Origin of the sequence: Saccharopolyspora sp. 7B (assembly GCF_020177435.1) — a bacterium.
Classification (GTDB): Bacteria; Actinomycetota; Actinomycetes; order Mycobacteriales; family Pseudonocardiaceae; genus Saccharopolyspora_C; species Saccharopolyspora_C gregorii.
In genome coordinates, this window is the sequence record NZ_JAIUKC010000138.1 from 15832 (window position 1) to 30581 (window position 14750).

At 74.4% G+C, this 14750-nt stretch carries 12 protein-coding genes; 6 read left to right on the top strand and 6 right to left on the bottom strand.

Annotated elements, in window-relative coordinates; all coding sequences use genetic code 11:
* Positions 1–23 precede the first annotated feature (23 nt).
* Both LCD33_RS21180 and LCD33_RS21185 read right to left on the bottom strand, forming a co-directional pair.
* Positions 24–806 (bottom strand): maleylpyruvate isomerase N-terminal domain-containing protein, encoded by a 783-nt coding sequence (locus LCD33_RS21180; RefSeq protein WP_224955344.1) that lies wholly within the window; start codon positions 804–806, stop codon positions 24–26.
* On the bottom strand, positions 803–1339 hold the full coding sequence (locus tag LCD33_RS21185; RefSeq protein ID WP_224966423.1) for an SAV_6107 family HEPN domain-containing protein: 537 nt from the start codon (positions 1337–1339) through the stop codon (positions 803–805). Before LCD33_RS21185 ends, LCD33_RS21180 begins: the two co-directional genes overlap by 4 nt.
* Before the next feature lie 388 nt (positions 1340–1727).
* Between LCD33_RS21185 and LCD33_RS21190 the strand changes: the two genes are divergently transcribed.
* Entirely contained in the window at positions 1728–2303 is a 576-nt protein-coding gene (locus LCD33_RS21190) for a GNAT family N-acetyltransferase (protein ID WP_224955342.1), read from the top strand.
* Positions 2304–2532: 229 nt separating this feature from the next.
* Here the strand turns inward: LCD33_RS21190 and LCD33_RS21195 are convergent, their stop codons facing one another.
* The gene (locus LCD33_RS21195; RefSeq protein WP_224955341.1) at positions 2533–4212 is read right to left on the bottom strand and encodes a DUF885 domain-containing protein; all 1680 of its coding nucleotides are present in this window, start codon (positions 4210–4212) and stop codon (positions 2533–2535) included.
* Positions 4213–4327: 115 nt separating this feature from the next.
* Between LCD33_RS21195 and LCD33_RS21200 the strand changes: the two genes are divergently transcribed.
* From LCD33_RS21200 to crtI, 3 genes are read left to right on the top strand one after another with little or no spacing between them, the layout of a single operon-like run.
* On the top strand, positions 4328–5008 hold the full coding sequence (locus LCD33_RS21200; protein ID WP_224955340.1) for a DUF3153 domain-containing protein: 681 nt from the start codon (positions 4328–4330) through the stop codon (positions 5006–5008).
* 59 nt (positions 5009–5067) lie between these two features.
* Complete coding sequence (locus tag LCD33_RS21205; protein ID WP_374201634.1) at positions 5068–6216, top strand: polyprenyl synthetase family protein; 1149 nt, start codon at positions 5068–5070, stop codon at positions 6214–6216.
* On the top strand, positions 6216–7679 hold the full coding sequence (crtI, locus tag LCD33_RS21210; protein ID WP_224978192.1) for a phytoene desaturase family protein: 1464 nt from the start codon (positions 6216–6218) through the stop codon (positions 7677–7679). Before LCD33_RS21205 ends, crtI begins: the two co-directional genes overlap by 1 nt.
* Positions 7680–7782: 103 nt before the next feature.
* Here crtI and LCD33_RS21215 read toward each other — a convergent pair whose 3' ends face one another.
* Complete coding sequence (locus LCD33_RS21215; RefSeq protein ID WP_224955338.1) at positions 7783–8352, bottom strand: VanZ family protein; 570 nt, start codon at positions 8350–8352, stop codon at positions 7783–7785.
* A gap of 356 nt (positions 8353–8708) precedes the next feature.
* Positions 8709–9074 carry an Rv2175c family DNA-binding protein gene (locus LCD33_RS21220; protein WP_224955337.1) on the bottom strand — a complete coding sequence of 122 codons (366 nt, stop codon included), beginning with the start codon at positions 9072–9074 and terminating at the stop codon, positions 8709–8711.
* Positions 9075–9241: 167 nt separating this feature from the next.
* On the opposite strand from LCD33_RS21220, the gene pknB reads away from it, so the two are divergent.
* Both pknB and mptB read left to right on the top strand, forming a co-directional pair.
* Entirely contained in the window at positions 9242–11248 is a 2007-nt protein-coding gene (gene pknB, locus LCD33_RS21225) for a Stk1 family PASTA domain-containing Ser/Thr kinase (protein WP_224966421.1), read from the top strand.
* Between the two features lie 106 nt (positions 11249–11354).
* Positions 11355–13052, top strand: a complete 1698-nt coding sequence (gene mptB / locus LCD33_RS21230; protein ID WP_224955335.1) for a polyprenol phosphomannose-dependent alpha 1,6 mannosyltransferase MptB — start codon at positions 11355–11357, stop codon at positions 13050–13052.
* A 192-nt stretch (positions 13053–13244) separates the two neighbouring features.
* Here the strand turns inward: mptB and LCD33_RS21235 are convergent, their stop codons facing one another.
* Entirely contained in the window at positions 13245–14246 is a 1002-nt protein-coding gene (locus LCD33_RS21235) for a zinc-dependent alcohol dehydrogenase family protein (RefSeq protein ID WP_224955334.1), read from the bottom strand.
* Positions 14247–14750 lie beyond the last annotated feature (504 nt).

Genomic DNA, 14750 nt, shown 5'->3' on the forward strand with positions numbered 1-14750 from the left:
GCGGGACGAGCCCGCGCACGCGGTCATCGCGTCGCCAGGCGGAGCAGTCCCCAGAGCTGGGCCACGGCGTCCTGGTCCCCCGATGTCGTGATCTCCCGGTCCGGCAGCCGTCCCCACAGCCACAGGTAGAGCGCTTCCGGGTCGCCGCCGAGCACCGCGTCCGCGGACACGTGCGCGCCGGGACCGGTGCGGTGCACGACGGTGCGGTTCGGTTCGGCGTGCACCGACCAGTCGGCGCCGGTGGTGGACACGCCCAGCACGCACGGCCGGGTGGCGTGGATGCCGAGCGCGTGCAGCCGGTAGCCGAGCCACAGCCGCAGCGCCTCGTCGATCCCGTCGAGCGCCACGTCCGCGTCGATGCCGGTGCGCGGCACTCCGGCCGCGCCCTGCACGTCGACCCGGTGCACCGCGGTGGCGTGCAGCATCCGGCGGATCCAGAACCGCACCGAGTGCTCCTCCGGCCACCAGGTGGGACAGGCGTCGCCGGGTGGCCGGGTGCCGAACTCGGCGAGCAGTTCGGCGAGGCGGGCGGTGAAGCGGCCGGTGACCTCGCGCAGGCTCGCCGGATCGGGCACAACCCAGGCGCTCGCGTCCTGCTCGGAGGCCCCCATCCAGGTCAGCGCGTCTTCGCACTGCCCGCCGAGGAACCAGATCGTCTCGGCCACGGTCCGGCCGGAGGCGCCGGGCACGCGCGCGTCCGGGTGCACGTCGTGGGTGGCGGCGGTGAGCAGCTGCCCTTCCACCCCGATGAGCTCCAGCATCCGGCCGGTGTCGATCGAGAGGTCCGCGGGCGGGCGCAGGGTCATCGGGCGGCTCCGGACACGCCGCGTTCGACGACGCCGACGAACTCGGTGGCGTGCCGCAGGCAGAGCTCGGCTTCGCCGGGGCTGATCCCGGGACTGCCCGCCTCGGCCGCGGCGCGGCGCAGCGAGCCCGCGGTGAAGTGGGCGGCCCATTCGCGCAGTTCGGGGGCGACCTCGGTGAGCTGGAGCCACACGCTGCCGGAGAGCCGGGCGCGGTGCCGCCAGGACCGGGCGAGGACGACCGCGGTCGCCGCCCGCAGCGCCGCGAGGTGCGCGAACACGTAGCGCTCGGCGGCCTTGGTGGAGTCCTGCGCGTCGAGCAGGCACCCCTTGGCCTGCGCCAGCAGGGAACGAGCACCCGCGGGCGCGGGCGGGGCGGTCACCGGCAGCCAGTCGTCGCCGTCCTTGCGCCGGTCACCGCGACGCGCCGGGTTCGGCTCGCACCGCTGGCGCAGCGGCGCGTCGGCCGGGCGCCGCGGCGCCGGGATGGGCAGCGGTCCGCGCCGGTACCGGGAGGTGGGCAGGTGCTGGGACATCGGTGTTCTCCGCTCGGTCACGACGGTGCCGATCCGGACGCCGGGGCGCGCCGGACCGCGGTGGGACGTGGTGAGCCGGGGGGAAGCCGGCCGTCCGGTGACGAGGTGCTTCCCCCACCCCGCCACCGGACGTGACGTGCGAACCGAAGTCCCGCGAGTCCGGTACCCGTGGCGCGGATCCGACGGACTCGAACCTCAGTTCGACTGGCTCCAGACTAGACCGGCTCGGCGGCGCGCTCAAGGACCGAGCCGTAGATCACCTGTTCGAGTCACGTCCAGCGCGCCCCGCCCACCAGCACCGACACCGGAACCCCTGCGCACCGAGCCCGGCGCCGCCGAGCAGGACCGCACACCACCGGGCCTTGCCCGACCCTCTAGTGTTCGGCTCGTGACAGCCGCGCCCTCACCGCACATCGACCGCATCGTCGAGCTGACCGCAGACCAGCTCAGGGCACGCCTGGCCGAAGCGCTACAGGTCTACGTGGACGCGATGGGCTACCCGCCGTCCACCGCGCAGCAGCGCGCCCCCATGTGGTCGGCGCACATGATGCGGGCGGGCTGGCGCTGCGTGGCCGCGTTCGACCAGCAGGACGAGCTCGTCGGCATCGGCTACGGCTACCTGGGCGTGCCCGGGCAGTGGTGGCACGAGCAGGTGTTCCGCGGCATGCTCACCGTCACCCCGCGCGCCGAGGCCGAGCAGTGGATGCGGGACTACTTCGAACTCACCGAGCTGCACGTGCGCCCGGACAGCCAGGGCGGCGGGCTCGGCGAGACGCTGCTGCGCAGGCTGCTCGACGGGGCGGCCGGCAACGCCGTGCTGCTGTCCACGCCGGAGGGCCCGACCCGGGCGTGGAAGCTGTACCGGCGGGTCGGTTTCGGCGACGTCCTGCGCCACTACCGGTTCACCGGCGACCCGCGCCCGTTCGCGGTCCTGGGCCGCAGCCTTCCCCTGGAGACCGCCTGACCGATCCGGGCGGCGGAGCCGCTGAGCCACCGGCCACCCGAGCGGCGAGACCACCCGCGGGTTCTCCGCGGTTCCCCCACGAGGACGGCGATGTCGCTGTGCACGACCACCGATCCCGCAGCGGGGGGGAACCGCTGAGGTGCCCACCCGAGCACTCCGCAGCTGAAGTGGGAAGACGGGCGGTCCCGCCACCCCGGTGCCGCGCGGCACGAGCTTCGGGGGCAGGCGGTCAGAGCGCGGCGAGCTGCTCCCGGAGGGTGTCGAGGCCCATCGACCCCAGCTCCAGCGCCCGCCGGTGGAAGTCCTTCGAGTCGAACTCCGCCCCGTAGCGCGCCCGCGCGTCGTCCCGCGCCGCCCGCCACAACCGCTCGCCGATCTTGTAGGACGGCGCCTGCCCCGGCCAGCCGAGGTAGCGGTCGATCTCGTCGTGCACCTGCGCCGGTTCGGCGACGGTGCGGGTGAGCATGAACTCCGCGCCGAGCTGCGGCGTCCACCGCTCCCCTTCGTGGAAGCCGGTCCCGGCGGGGATCTCCAGCTCCAGGTGCATGCCGATGTCCACGATCACCCGCGCGGCCCGGAACAGCTGGTCGTTGAGCATGCCGAGCAGGTCGCCGTCGTCGCCGAGGTAGCCGAGCTCGCGCATCAGCCGCTCGGCGTAGAGCGCCCAGCCCTCGGCGTGCCCGGACACCACGCAGGCCAGCCGCTGGAACTTGTTGAGCCGCTCGGCCTGGTGCACGGCGGTCGCGATCTGCAGGTGGTGGCCGGGAACGCCCTCGTGGTAGACGACGGTGGTCTCCCGCCAGGTGGGGAACTCCTCGCGGTCGGCGGGCACGGACCACCACATCCGGCCCGGCCGGGTGAACCCGTCGGTGGGTCCGGTGTAGTAGGCGCCGACGCCGCCACCGGGCGGGGCGATGCGGCATTCCAGCGCCATCAGCTCGTCGGGGATGTCGAAGTGGGTGCCGCGCAGGTCGTGCAGCGCCTGGTCGGACAGCCGCTGCATCCACCGCTGGAGGCCGTCCTGGCCGTGCACCCGGTAGCGCGGGTCGGCGTCGAGCTGCGCGGCGGCTTCGGCGAGCGTGGCGCCGGGGCGGATGCGGTCGGCGACCTGCTTCATCTCGGCTTCGATGCCGGCGAACTCGGCCCAGCCCCACTCGTAGGCCTCGCGCAGGTCGAGGGCGGCGCCGGTGAAGTAGCGGGACCACAACCGGTACCGCTGCTCACCGACGGCGTCGGCCTGCGGCGCGCGCGGCGCGAGTTCGGTGCGCAGGAAGCCCGCGAGCTCGGCGTAGGAGCGGGCCGCGCCGGTGGCGGCGGCGTCCAGTTCGGACCGCAGCGCGTCCGGGACCTCGGCGCGGCCGACGAGGCTCGCGAAGTAGGAGTCGCGACCGTTCGCGCCTGCCCAGGTCTCGCACTGCTCGGCGACCTTGGTGACCTGGCGGATCGCGGCGACGCGCCCCTGCGCGGCCGCTTCGGCGAGTCCGGCGCGCAGGTTCGCCACCGCGGCGGGCATCCGTTCGAGGCGTCGCGCGATGGTGCGCCACTGCTCGGGGGTGTCGGTCGGCATCAGGTCGAAGATCTGGCGGAGGTTCTGCACCGGGCTGGCGATCACGTTCAGCGAGGCCAGGTCCTCGCCCGCCTCGTGCAGTTCCACGTCGAGCCCGATGCGTTCCAGGAACACCGCCTTCGCGGCCCGCTCGCCCGCGTCGGCCGGTTCGGCGGCGGTCATCTCCGCGAGCGCCCGGCGCGCCAGCTCGCCGCGGGCGCGGTGGCCGTCGGGCGAGTAGTCGGTCAGCAGTTCATCACCACCCGGAAGGCCGAGGGCCGTCGCCTCGATCGGGTCCAGTTCGGCGAGTTCGTCGACGAAGCGGTCGCTGATCTGGTGGACGCCAGTGCGCTCGGATGCCATGGGGCGAAGGTTATCGCGCCGGGGTGCGCGCCCGGCCACCTTCGGTGTTCGACGGGTGATCGCGGGCGACCGCGGAACGCGGCGATCAGTCCCGGCCGGTGCGAGCATCACCGGCGTGCGAGGCGAAACGATGCGCGCCGGCCGCCGAGCCGGTCTGGGTTTGCTGCTGGTGCTGGTCGGCACGCTGCTGAGCGGGTGCCTGCACACCACGGCGTCGGTGGCGCTCACCGAGGACGACAAGACCTCCGGCGAGCTGGTGCTGACCACCGACACGCCCGACGGCCAGGTGCCGTTCCGGCTGCACCCGCCGGACGACCTCGCCGACCGGGTGCAGGTGGCGCCGTTCGAGGAGCAGGGCCGGGTGGGTTCGCGGCTGTCGTTCCAGGACTTGGAGTTCGAGGAGCTGGAGCGGCTCAGCAACGCGCTGAGCCCCTCGGAGTCCCGCTACCAGCTGCACCTGGAGCGGCGGGGGTCGCTGGTGGAGTTCACCACGATGCTGGACCTGACGCCGCTGGCCGACACCGACTCCGCGGTGCGCATCGAGCTGACCGCTCCGGGCGAGATCACCTCCACCAACGGCAAGGAGACCTCCGGGGTCGTGACGTGGGCGCCGGAACCGGGCGAGGTCAACCAGCTCAACGCCACCTTCCAGTACGCGGGCACCGGGATCGGCGTCGGCTGGATCTGGACGATGGTGCTGGCGGCCGTGGTGCTCGGCGCCGTGGTCGTCATCGGGCTGCTCGCGCAGCGCACGCACGAGCGGGACCGCGCCGAAGCCGGTGATCGCGTCCGGTGACCGGTGGTCGCGCCGGGCGCCCGGCCCCGTGCGCCGACCTGCCGGGCGCGTCGCGCAGGATGGTGCCCGTGCCCATCAAGGAATCCGCACCGCAGCTGAACACCCCCGCGGACACGACCACCGAGGACGCCGTGGACTCCGATCTGCCCGGTCAGGTGCAACGCACCCTCGCCGAACACCTGGAATCGCGGCTCGCCGAGTGCACCGAGCTCGACGGCGGGTTCGCCGCCGCGGCGCGGGAGGTGAGCCGCTTCGTGCTCGGCGGTGGCAAGCGCATCCGCCCGACGTTCGCGTGGTGGGGATGGCGGGCGGCCGGCGGTGCCGCGGAGGGCCCGGCGGCCGAGGCGATGCTGCGGGCCGCGAGCGCGCTGGAGCTCGTCCAGGCCTGCGCATTGGTGCACGACGACCTGATCGACGAATCCGACACCCGCCGCGGCCGCCCAACGGTGCACCGCGAGTTCGCCCACGCCCACCACCGGGAGCGCTGGGCCGGAGGTGCCGCCCAGTTCGGGATGAGCGCGGCGGTGCTGCTCGGCGACCTGGCGCTGGCCTGGGCCGACGACATGCTGCACTGCGCAGGGCTCCAGCCGGAGCAGCTGGCCCGCGGGCTGCGGCCGTGGCGGGCGATGCGGACCGAGATGCTCGCCGGGCAGTACCTCGACGTGTTCAGCCAGGTCCGCGGGGACGAGACCCCGGAGGCGGCGCTGCGGGTCGCGGAGCTCAAGTCCGCGTCCTACACCGTGGCCAGGCCGCTGCAGCTGGGCGCGGAGATCGCGGGAGCGGACGCCGCGGTGCTGGCGGCGCTGGAGAGCTTCGGGCACGACATCGGGGTGGCGTTCCAGCTCCGCGACGACCTGCTCGGCGTGTTCGGCGACCCGGCGGTCACCGGCAAACCCGCCGGGGACGACCTGCGGGAGGGCAAGCGCACGCTGCTCGTCGCGGAGGCGCTGCGGGTGGCCCGCGAACGAGGTGACGAGGAGCGGGCGGCCGAGCTGCGCGCGGTGCTCGGCGATCCGGACGTCTCGCCGGAGCGGATCGACTCGGCCCGCGAGGTGCTGGTGCGGCTGGGCGCGCAGCAGGCCGTGGAGGACCGGATCGCGCAGCTCACCGCCGCCGCGCACCGCACGCTGCGCGAGGCGGACCTGGCCGAACCGGCCGCGACCCGGCTCGCGGAGCTCGCCGAGGCCGTCACCGACCGGACCCACTGATGCGCCGCGTCCCGGGCCGCACCGAGCACGTCGTCGTCGTGGGCGCCGGGCTCGCCGGCCTGGCGTGCGCGCTGCACCTGGCCGGTGCGGGCCGTTCGGTCACGGTGGTGGAGCGGGAGCCGTTGCCGGGCGGGCGCGCGGGCCTGCTGGAGCTGGACGGCTACCGGGTGGACACCGGTCCGACGGTGCTGACCATGCCGGATTTGGTGGACGAGGCGCTGGCCGCGGTGGGTTCCTCGCTGGCCGAGCGGCTGGAGCTGATCCCGCTGCACCCGGCGTACCGGGCGCGGTTCGCGGACGGCTCGGCGCTGGACGTGCACACCGACGGCGCGGCGATGGAGCAGGAGGTGCGCCGGTTCGCGGGCCCGGCCGAGGCTGCCGGGTACCGGCGGCTGCGGCACTGGCTCACCGAGGTGCACCGGGCCGAGATGGGCCGGTTCATCGACGCGAACTTCGACTCGCCGCTGGACCTGGTCGGGCCGGAGCTGGGCAGGCTGGCCGCGCTGGGCGGTTTCGGCCGGCTCGGCCCGGCCATCGGGAGCTTCCTGCGCGACGAGCGGCTGCGGCGGGTGTTCTCGTTCCAAGCGCTGTACGCGGGGCTGGATCCGCGGCGGGCGCTGGCGCTGTACGCGGTGATCTCGTACATGGACACGGTCGGCGGCGTGTGGTTCCCGCGCGGCGGCATGCACGCGCTGCCGACCGCGCTGGCGGACGCCGCGGCCGCGGCCGGGGTCCGGTTCCGCTACGGCGCCGAGGTGCGGCGGCTGGAGCGGCGCGGCGACCGGGTGGTGGCGGTGCACGCCGGGCAGGAGCGGATCCCGGCGGACGCGGTGGTGCTCACCCCGGACCTGCCGGTGGTGCACCGGCTGCTCGGCGGGCGGCAGCGGCGGCGGTTGCGCTGGTCGCCGTCGGCGGTGGTGGTGCACGCGGGGACGACGCGTTCCTGGCCGGGGACCGAGCACCACACGATCTCGTTCGGCGCGGCCTGGGAGCGCACCTTCACCGAGATCATCCGGGACGGCCGGTTGATGAGCGATCCGTCGCTGCTGGTGACGCGGCCGACGGCGAGCGATCCGGGGCTGGCCCCGGCGGGCCGCGAGCTGCACTACGTGCTGGCCCCGTGCCCCAACCTGCGCACCGCCGGGTTCGACTGGGAGCGGATCGGCCCGGCCTACCGGGACGAGCTGTTCGCGGTGCTGGAGGCGCGGGGCTTCGACGGGTTCGCCGAGTCCGTCGAGGTGCAGCGCGTCGTCACGCCCGCCGGGTGGGCGGCGCAGGGACACGCGGCGGGCACCCCGTTCTCGGCGGCGCACACCTTCGCCCAGACCGGGCCGTTCCGGCCGCGGAACCTGCTGCGCGATCCGGAGAACGTGGTGCTGGCCGGGTCGGGGACGACGCCGGGGGTGGGGGTGCCGCCGGTGCTGATCTCCGGGAAGCTGGCCGCGCGGCGGATCACCGGTTGATCTCGGCGGCTCCCGCCGTGCATTCCGCGTGATTCCCGCGAATTCCGCTCTAACGCCCGCCGATTCGCGGTGCGGAATTCCGGCGCGCCGATTCGGCGGCGCATCACCGGGCGTACTGCGGCCGCAGCGCGTGCCGTGCGCGGAGCGGGCGGGCCGCGGTGAGCGTCCGCGGCAACCGGCCCCACCACGGCCGGGTGACCAATGCGCCGAGCAGCGCGCCGGAGGCGTTGAGCAGCACGTCGTCGGCCGACACCACCCGCCCGGTGAGCACGGTGTACTGCAGGAACTCGATGCCGCAGGTGACCGCCAGCGCACCGGCCGCGATCCGGCCCCAACCGCCGAACCAGGACACCCGCACCGGCACCAGCGCACCGAACGGCGCCAGCAGCAGCAGGTTCCCCACCAGCTGCAACCACGGCAGCAGGTCCCCGGGCGAGGCCTGCAGCGCCGCCCCCAGGTCGGTTCCGGGCACCAGCCGCACCGCGACGCCCGCAGGAGCCGGTTGCGGCGCCGCCACCAGGTAGCCGACGAGGAAGAGCGAGTACAGCAGCACCGCGTCCACGGCGGAGACCAGCAGCGCGGGGACGACGGTGAACCTGCGACTGCGCACGACCACCGCGAACAGGGCGGCGGAGATGGTGAGCAGCAGGTACGAGGACGCTGCCGGGATCAAAGCGCTCCAGACCGTGGTGAACGGGCGCAACTGCTTGCCTGCCTCCTCTTTCCGGGCGCGCCCGATCGCCGCGGCTGCACGGGAGCGGGCGCGGCGATGCGATCCGAGTTCTCCACCATGAGAACATCCGAATGTGAAATCACGTTTCAATCACGGGGCCCATCAGGTGAACGAACTCCAGGGCCCTCCGACGTGTTCCACCGCGGAGCCCTCGCGCTGCCCTGCGAGAACGACGATGCCGGGCCGCTCGTGGGAGCGACCCGGCATCGGAGTGGAACGGGTGTCGGCTGTGGTCGATCTCTCCGGACGCCGACGGTCCGGAACGCGCGGGGGCCGGTGGCGCCCGCGGCGGCGGCCTAGAAGCCCATCGCCTGCGCCCTCCGCTTCACCTCGCGACCGCGGTCGCCGCGCAGCGCCTCGATGGGCGTGCCGGGGAGCGAATCGTCGGGGGTGAACAGCCAGGTGAGGATCTCGTCCTCGTTGTAGCCGTTGTCGCGGAGCAGGGTGATCGTGCCACCCAGCCCCTTCACCACCGCGGTCTCGGTGAGGAACGCGGCGGGGACGACGAGGATGCCGTCGCGACGCATGGCGAGCAGGTGGCCGTCACGGATCAGCTGGTGCACCCGGGTCACCACCAGGCCCAGACGTTCTGCGACGTCGGGCAGCGGTGTCATCTCCACATCTGGAGCAAGCACATCCGGGGCAGCGGGGATAGCACTCACCCCGAACACGATGCCACAACGGCCCATCGGGAGCGTGCCCCGGAAGGGTCATCATCGATCCGGTGACCGGCGCGGCGCGCCGTAGCCCACCGGGCGGAGGCGCGGTCCGCGAGCCCTGGAACAATCGTCGCAGGCAAGCGGACATCCCTGCGGTTGGCGGACACACCATGACTCCTGGAACACGACCCGGCGGCGGCTCGGAGCTCGTCGGAGCCATGCTGGAGCGCCGCTACCGGGTGGATTCGGTGATCGCGCGCGGCGGCATGTCCGTCGTCTACCGCGGGCTGGACACCCGGCTGGACCGGCCGGTCGCGCTCAAGGTGATGGACTCGCACTACTCGGCGAACCCGTCGTTCGTGGAGCGCTTCGAGCTGGAGGCGCGGTCCGCCGCCCGGCTGCACCACCCGTCCGTCGTCGCCGTCTACGACCAGGGCGTGGACCGGGAGGTCGACGGCGACCGGGTGTACCTGGTGATGCAGCTCGTGGAGGGCTGCACGCTGCGCGAAGTGCTGCTGGAGCAGGGCGTGCTGCCGCTGCCGATGGCCGTGAGCGTGCTGCGCCCGACGCTCTCGGCGCTGGCCGCCGCGCACCACGCGGGCATGGTGCACCGCGACATCAAACCGGAGAACGTGCTGGTCGGGCTGGACGGTTCGGTGCGGGTCGCCGACTTCGGCCTGGTGCGGGCGACCGCATCGGCGGGCAGCACCACCGGCAACGTCATCCTCGGCACCGTCGCCTACCTGTCCCCGGAGCAGGTCACGACCGGGGACGCGGACGCGCGCACCGACGTGTACTCGGCGGGCGTGGTGCTCTACGAGCTGCTGACCGGGCGCCCGCCGTTCGCCGGGGACACCGCGCTGTCGGTGGCCTACCAGCACGTGAACGCCGACGTCCCGCCGCCGAGCGAGATCACCCCGGAGCTGCCGCCCGCGATCGACGACCTGGTGCTGCGCGCCACCCGGCGCGACCCGGCGGGCCGCCCGGACGACGCCGCGGCGTTCCTGCGCGAGCTGGAGCGGATCAGCGCGGAGCTGGGGCTGCGCCCGGTACCGGTCCCGGTGCCGGTGTCCGAGCAGCGCACCGAGATGGTCTCGGCCGACCCGGGCGGGCCGCCGACCGAGCGGATCGCCCCGATCACCGAGGCCTCGGTGCCCGACGCCTACGGCCCCTCCGGCGGGCCGCGCGGGACCCGCGCCATGCCGCGGCCACCCGAACCCGAGGAGACCACGCACGAGATCGCGGCGGTGCGCCCGTCGCCCGCCGAGCGGCACGAGCAGGAGCGCAAGCGCGGCGGCCGCCGGTTCGCGCTGATCACGCTGGCGATCCTGGTGGTCGCGGGCCTGCTCGGCGGCACCGCCTGGTGGATGGGCAGCGGCCGCTACATCCAGGTGCCGCGGGTCGTCGGCGAAACCGAGGAGGTCGCCCAGCAGGTGCTGCGCGGCGCCGACCTCAGCGCCGAGATCACCCGGCAGCTCGACGACGAGGTGCCCGCGGGCACCGTCATCAGCTCCTCGCCGAAGCAGGGCGCGCGGATCCTCAGCGGGCAGTCGGTGGACCTGGTGGTGTCGCTGGGCAGGCCGAAGGTGCCGGACATCGCCAAGGGCACCGAGCTGGAGCAGGCGGAGCAGGCGCTGCGCGACGCGTCGCTGCGCCCCGAGCGGGACTCCTCCGCCGACCAGTACGACACCGAGGTCCCGGAAGGCGCCGTGCTCAGCGTCGACCCCGGCCCGGGCACCGAGCTGCCGATCAGCTCGACGGTGCGGATCGTGGTCAGCAAGGGCCCGCCGCCGGTGCCGGTGCCGGACGTGACCGGGGCGAGCAAGGACGAGGCGTTCGCCGCGCTCGCCGCCGCCGGGTTCGAACCGTACGAGGCGGGCAGGCAGTTCGACTCCAACGTCGAGGGCGACCACGTGATCACCACCGATCCGGCGCCGGAGACGGTCGTGAAGCTCTCCGGCAAGCCCCGGGTGGGCGTGGTGCTGTCGAACGCGGTGACCGTGCCCGACCTCAACGGCAAGCGCACCGAGGACGCGAAGCAGGAGCTGGCGGCACTGGGCCTGACGCTGGAGGTGCACTCGTTCTTCGAGCGCCCCGACAGCCTGATCCTGGGCCAGCTGCCGCTCGCGGGGAGCAAGGTGGAGCCGGGCTCGACGGTCGGCGTCACCGCGCTGTGACCCGGATTCGACCGCGCGTGCACCGGCGCCCGGTTGATCACGAAGTGGTCAACCGGGCCCGGTCCCGCCCGGCGGCGGATCACCGTGTGGAAACATGGAGCGCACGATGCCCCCGAGTCCGACCACCCGACCGGGCGCCGCGGCCGAGGCCCACCGGGCCCGACGCGGTGCCGGATCCCCAGCCCCGAGCACTGATCGCCCCACCGGCGAGGCAGCGCGCGACCTGAGCGCCCGCGGCGGCCGATTACCGCTGCGGACCATCGCCCTCGGGACGATCGGTTCGCTGCTGCTGCTGGCCGGTTCGTTCGGCGGCGCGGGCGTGCTCGTGCACGATCCGATCCTCGGCTCCGGTCCGCTGTCGGCGATGCGCTACGGCCACGGCCGGGATCTCGCGCTGGCCGTGCTCTACACCGGTTTCGGGGTGCTGGTCTGGGCGTGGGTGCGGCTGGGCCGCGGGGTGCTGGCGAAGCTGGTGGATTCCCGGGGCGTGCTGGCGGCGACGGCCGCGTGGATCCTGCCGATGCTGATCACGCCGCCGCTGTTCACCAGGGACGTCTACAGCTACCTGGGCCAAGGGCTGCTCGCGCTGCACGGCATCGACCCCTACGCGGTGGGGCCCTCGACGCTGACCGGGCCGATCCCGGACAACGTGCACCCGACGTGGCAGACCACCCCGGCCCCGTACGGGCCGCTGTTCATGGGCATCGCCAAGGGCGTGATCCTGATCGCCGGCGACGGCATGATCTCGAGTGTCATCGTGATGCGCCTGGTGCTGCTCTGCGGCCTGGTCATGTTGATCTTCGCATTGCCGGGTCTGGTCCGCGAACTCGGGGGCCGGTTGCCGGTCGCGCTGTGGCTCGTCGCCGCCAGCCCGATGACGGTCGTGCACCTGGTCGGCGGCCCGCACAACGACATGCTCATGATCGGCCTGCTGGCGATGGGCGCGCTGCTCGTGCTGCGCGGCCGGCACGCGGGCGGGATCGCGCTGGTCACGCTGGCCATGGCGATCAAGGCGACCGCCGGGGTGGCGCTGCCGTTCCTGGTGTGGATCTGGGCGGCGCGGCTGCCGGGCAACCGCTGGCAGCAGCTGCTGCGGGCGGGCACCGCCTCGGTCGCGATCTTCGTGCCCGTGTTCGCCGCCTGCATGGCGCTGGCCAAGGTCGGGTTCGGCTGGCTGCCCGCGCTCTCCGCGCCCGGCATGATCGTGAACTACCTGTCCGCGCCGACCGGCATCGGCCAGGCCGTGCACAGCTCGGTGTCGCTGTTCGTCGAGGTGGACCGCGGGCCGTTCGTCGAGGTCGGCCGCACGCTCGGCTCGCTGGCGCTGGCCGGGGTGCTGGTCTGGCAGTGGTGGCGCGCGCAGGAAGGCGGCACCACCGCGGTGCGCCGGGCCGCGATCGCGCTGCTCGCCGCCGCGCTGCTCTCGCCCGTGGTGCTGCCGTGGTACCTGACCTGGGGGTTGGCGTTGGGCTGCGCGCTGCGGTGGACGCCGCGGGCGCTGTCCTACGTGGTGGGCTCCTCGGTGGTGCTGGTGCTGGCCTACTACCCGGACGGCGAGCAGGCGATGTACAACTGGCCGTTCGTCGCGGTCGGGGTCGGCGCCGCGGTGCTCGCCGGGCTGTCGCTGGTGCGGTTCGACCCGCTGGGGCTGAACCGCTTCCGGCGTGGGTCCGGGCCGGCGGACCCGCCGGAGCAGGACCGCGCGGACCGGGAAGCGGGCCGTGGCCGGACCGCGCAGGTGACCCAGGTGGACGTGATCGCGCCGCCCGAGCGCCGCTCCCCCGCCGCGGACTCCACGCCCTAGCCGCACCCCCGGGCTCCGGGCGTCGTGGTGAGCGCGGCAGGGCCTGCGACGGCTCCGCCGTCAACGCGGCGGTGAACGGCCCGTTCGCGGGTGCGGGCCGCTGGGCCGTCCACCCGGTGGGCCCGCGTGCGCGGACCCCGTGTCCGCCGCCGCCCGGCAGGACGGGGGTGGGCCGGGCGGTGGCGGAAGCCGTCACTGGGAGGGCAGGACCAGCGTCTTCAGACCGGTGCCGGTGCGGAACTCCTCCAGCGCGGCGGCGTAGTCGTCCAGGCCCGCGGTGTTCGTGATCAGTGCGTCCGAGTCGATCGCCCCCGCGACCAGCAGGTCCCGCGCGCGGTCGAAGCTGTTGTGCACCGCCATCGAACCGACGATGGTGATCTCCTCGTTGTAGACCTTGAACGGGGAGAAGTTCGCGGTCTTCGCCGCGTCCGCGACGCCGAACTGCAGGAACGTGCCCGCCTTGCGGACCCGGCCCAGCCCGTCCTCGATGGCGGCGATGACGCCGGTGGCGTCCACCACCAGGTCCCAGCCCTCGGCCGCCTCGTCCAGCGCGGAGGCGTCGGTGGCGATCGCGCTCACGCCCATCGACTCGGCCACCGCGAGCCGGTCCTGCCTGCGGTCCACGACCGACAGGCTGCGCACCCCGGCGCGCTTGAGCAGCTGCGCCAGCAGCAGCCCCATCGTGCCCGCGCCGTAGATCAGCACGTCGTCGGTGAGGTCGTGCGGAGCCTTGTCCAGCCCGTGCACCGCGCAGGACAGCGGCTCGATCAGCGCCGCCGCGGTGGGCGAGATGCCCTCCGGCAGCGGGTAGCACTTCTTGGCCTGCACCTGGACGTACTCGGCCGCACCACCGGGCGAGCTGATGCCGATCGCCTGCCACGGCTCGCACAGGTTGCCCTTGCCCTTGCGGCAGTACCGGCACTCCCCGCAGGGCAGCGACGGGTCCACCGCCACGGCGTCGCCCTCGGCGAGGCGGGTGACCTCGCTGCCCACCGCGACCACCCGGCCGGCCAGCTCGTGGCCCGGGGTGATCGGGTAGTTCACCACCGGGATCTCCCCGTCCACCAGGTGGAGGTCGGTGCCGCAGAGCCCGCAGGCATCCACCGCCACCACGACATCGTTCGGGCCCGGGGTGGGATCGGGCACCGTGGTGACCGTGATCTGACCGGGTCCTTCGACGACGACCGCACGCATGCCGGCCATCCTTTCCTCTCGCCTCTCCCCGAACGGGCGGGCGCGCCCGTTCGCTCCTTGCACCGAGGTACCCACCCCGCTTCCCGACCAGGCCGGGAGACCGGGGCCGCACCTCCGCCGGATCGCGATCCGGCGGTCATGCCGGAGCGGGCCGAGGTGGCACCTGCCGCCTCGCCCCGCTCCTGCGGCCACCGCGGCGCCCGGTCCCGGGTGCCGCGGTGGCCGTCTGCCGGGTTACCCGGGGGGGACCCGGGCGCGCCCGTTAGGGGGGCCCGGGGCCCCCCCCGCCCCCCCGGGCCCGGGGCCCCGGCCCCCCCCCGCCCCCCCGGGCCCCCCCGGGGGCCCCCCCCCCCCCCCCCCCCCGCCGGGGGGCGCCCCCGCGGGGGCCCCCCCCCGCGCCCCCCCCCGCGGACGGGGGAACCCGGGCGGCCCCCCCCCCCCGGGGCCGCGCGGCACGAGCTTCGGGGGCAGGCGGTCAGAGCGCGGCGAGCTGCTCCCGGAGGG

Excerpts from the sequence above, each read along its gene's own strand:
- LCD33_RS21205 (WP_374201634.1), top strand. The coding sequence starts at position 5,068 with ATGGTGCCCGTGCCCATCAAGGAATCCGCACCGCAGCTGAACACCCCC.
- LCD33_RS21235 (WP_224955334.1), bottom strand. The coding sequence starts at position 14,246 with ATGCGTGCGGTCGTCGTCGAAGGACCCGGTCAGATCACGGTCACCACG.
- mptB (WP_224955335.1), top strand. The coding sequence starts at position 11,355 with ATGCCCCCGAGTCCGACCACCCGACCGGGCGCCGCGGCCGAGGCCCAC.
- pknB (WP_224966421.1), top strand. The coding sequence starts at position 9,242 with ATGACTCCTGGAACACGACCCGGCGGCGGCTCGGAGCTCGTCGGAGCC.
- crtI (WP_224978192.1), top strand. The coding sequence starts at position 6,216 with ATGCGCCGCGTCCCGGGCCGCACCGAGCACGTCGTCGTCGTGGGCGCC.
- LCD33_RS21195 (WP_224955341.1), bottom strand. The coding sequence starts at position 4,212 with ATGGCATCCGAGCGCACTGGCGTCCACCAGATCAGCGACCGCTTCGTC.
- LCD33_RS21185 (WP_224966423.1), bottom strand. The coding sequence starts at position 1,339 with ATGTCCCAGCACCTGCCCACCTCCCGGTACCGGCGCGGACCGCTGCCC.
- LCD33_RS21180 (WP_224955344.1), bottom strand. The coding sequence starts at position 806 with ATGACCCTGCGCCCGCCCGCGGACCTCTCGATCGACACCGGCCGGATG.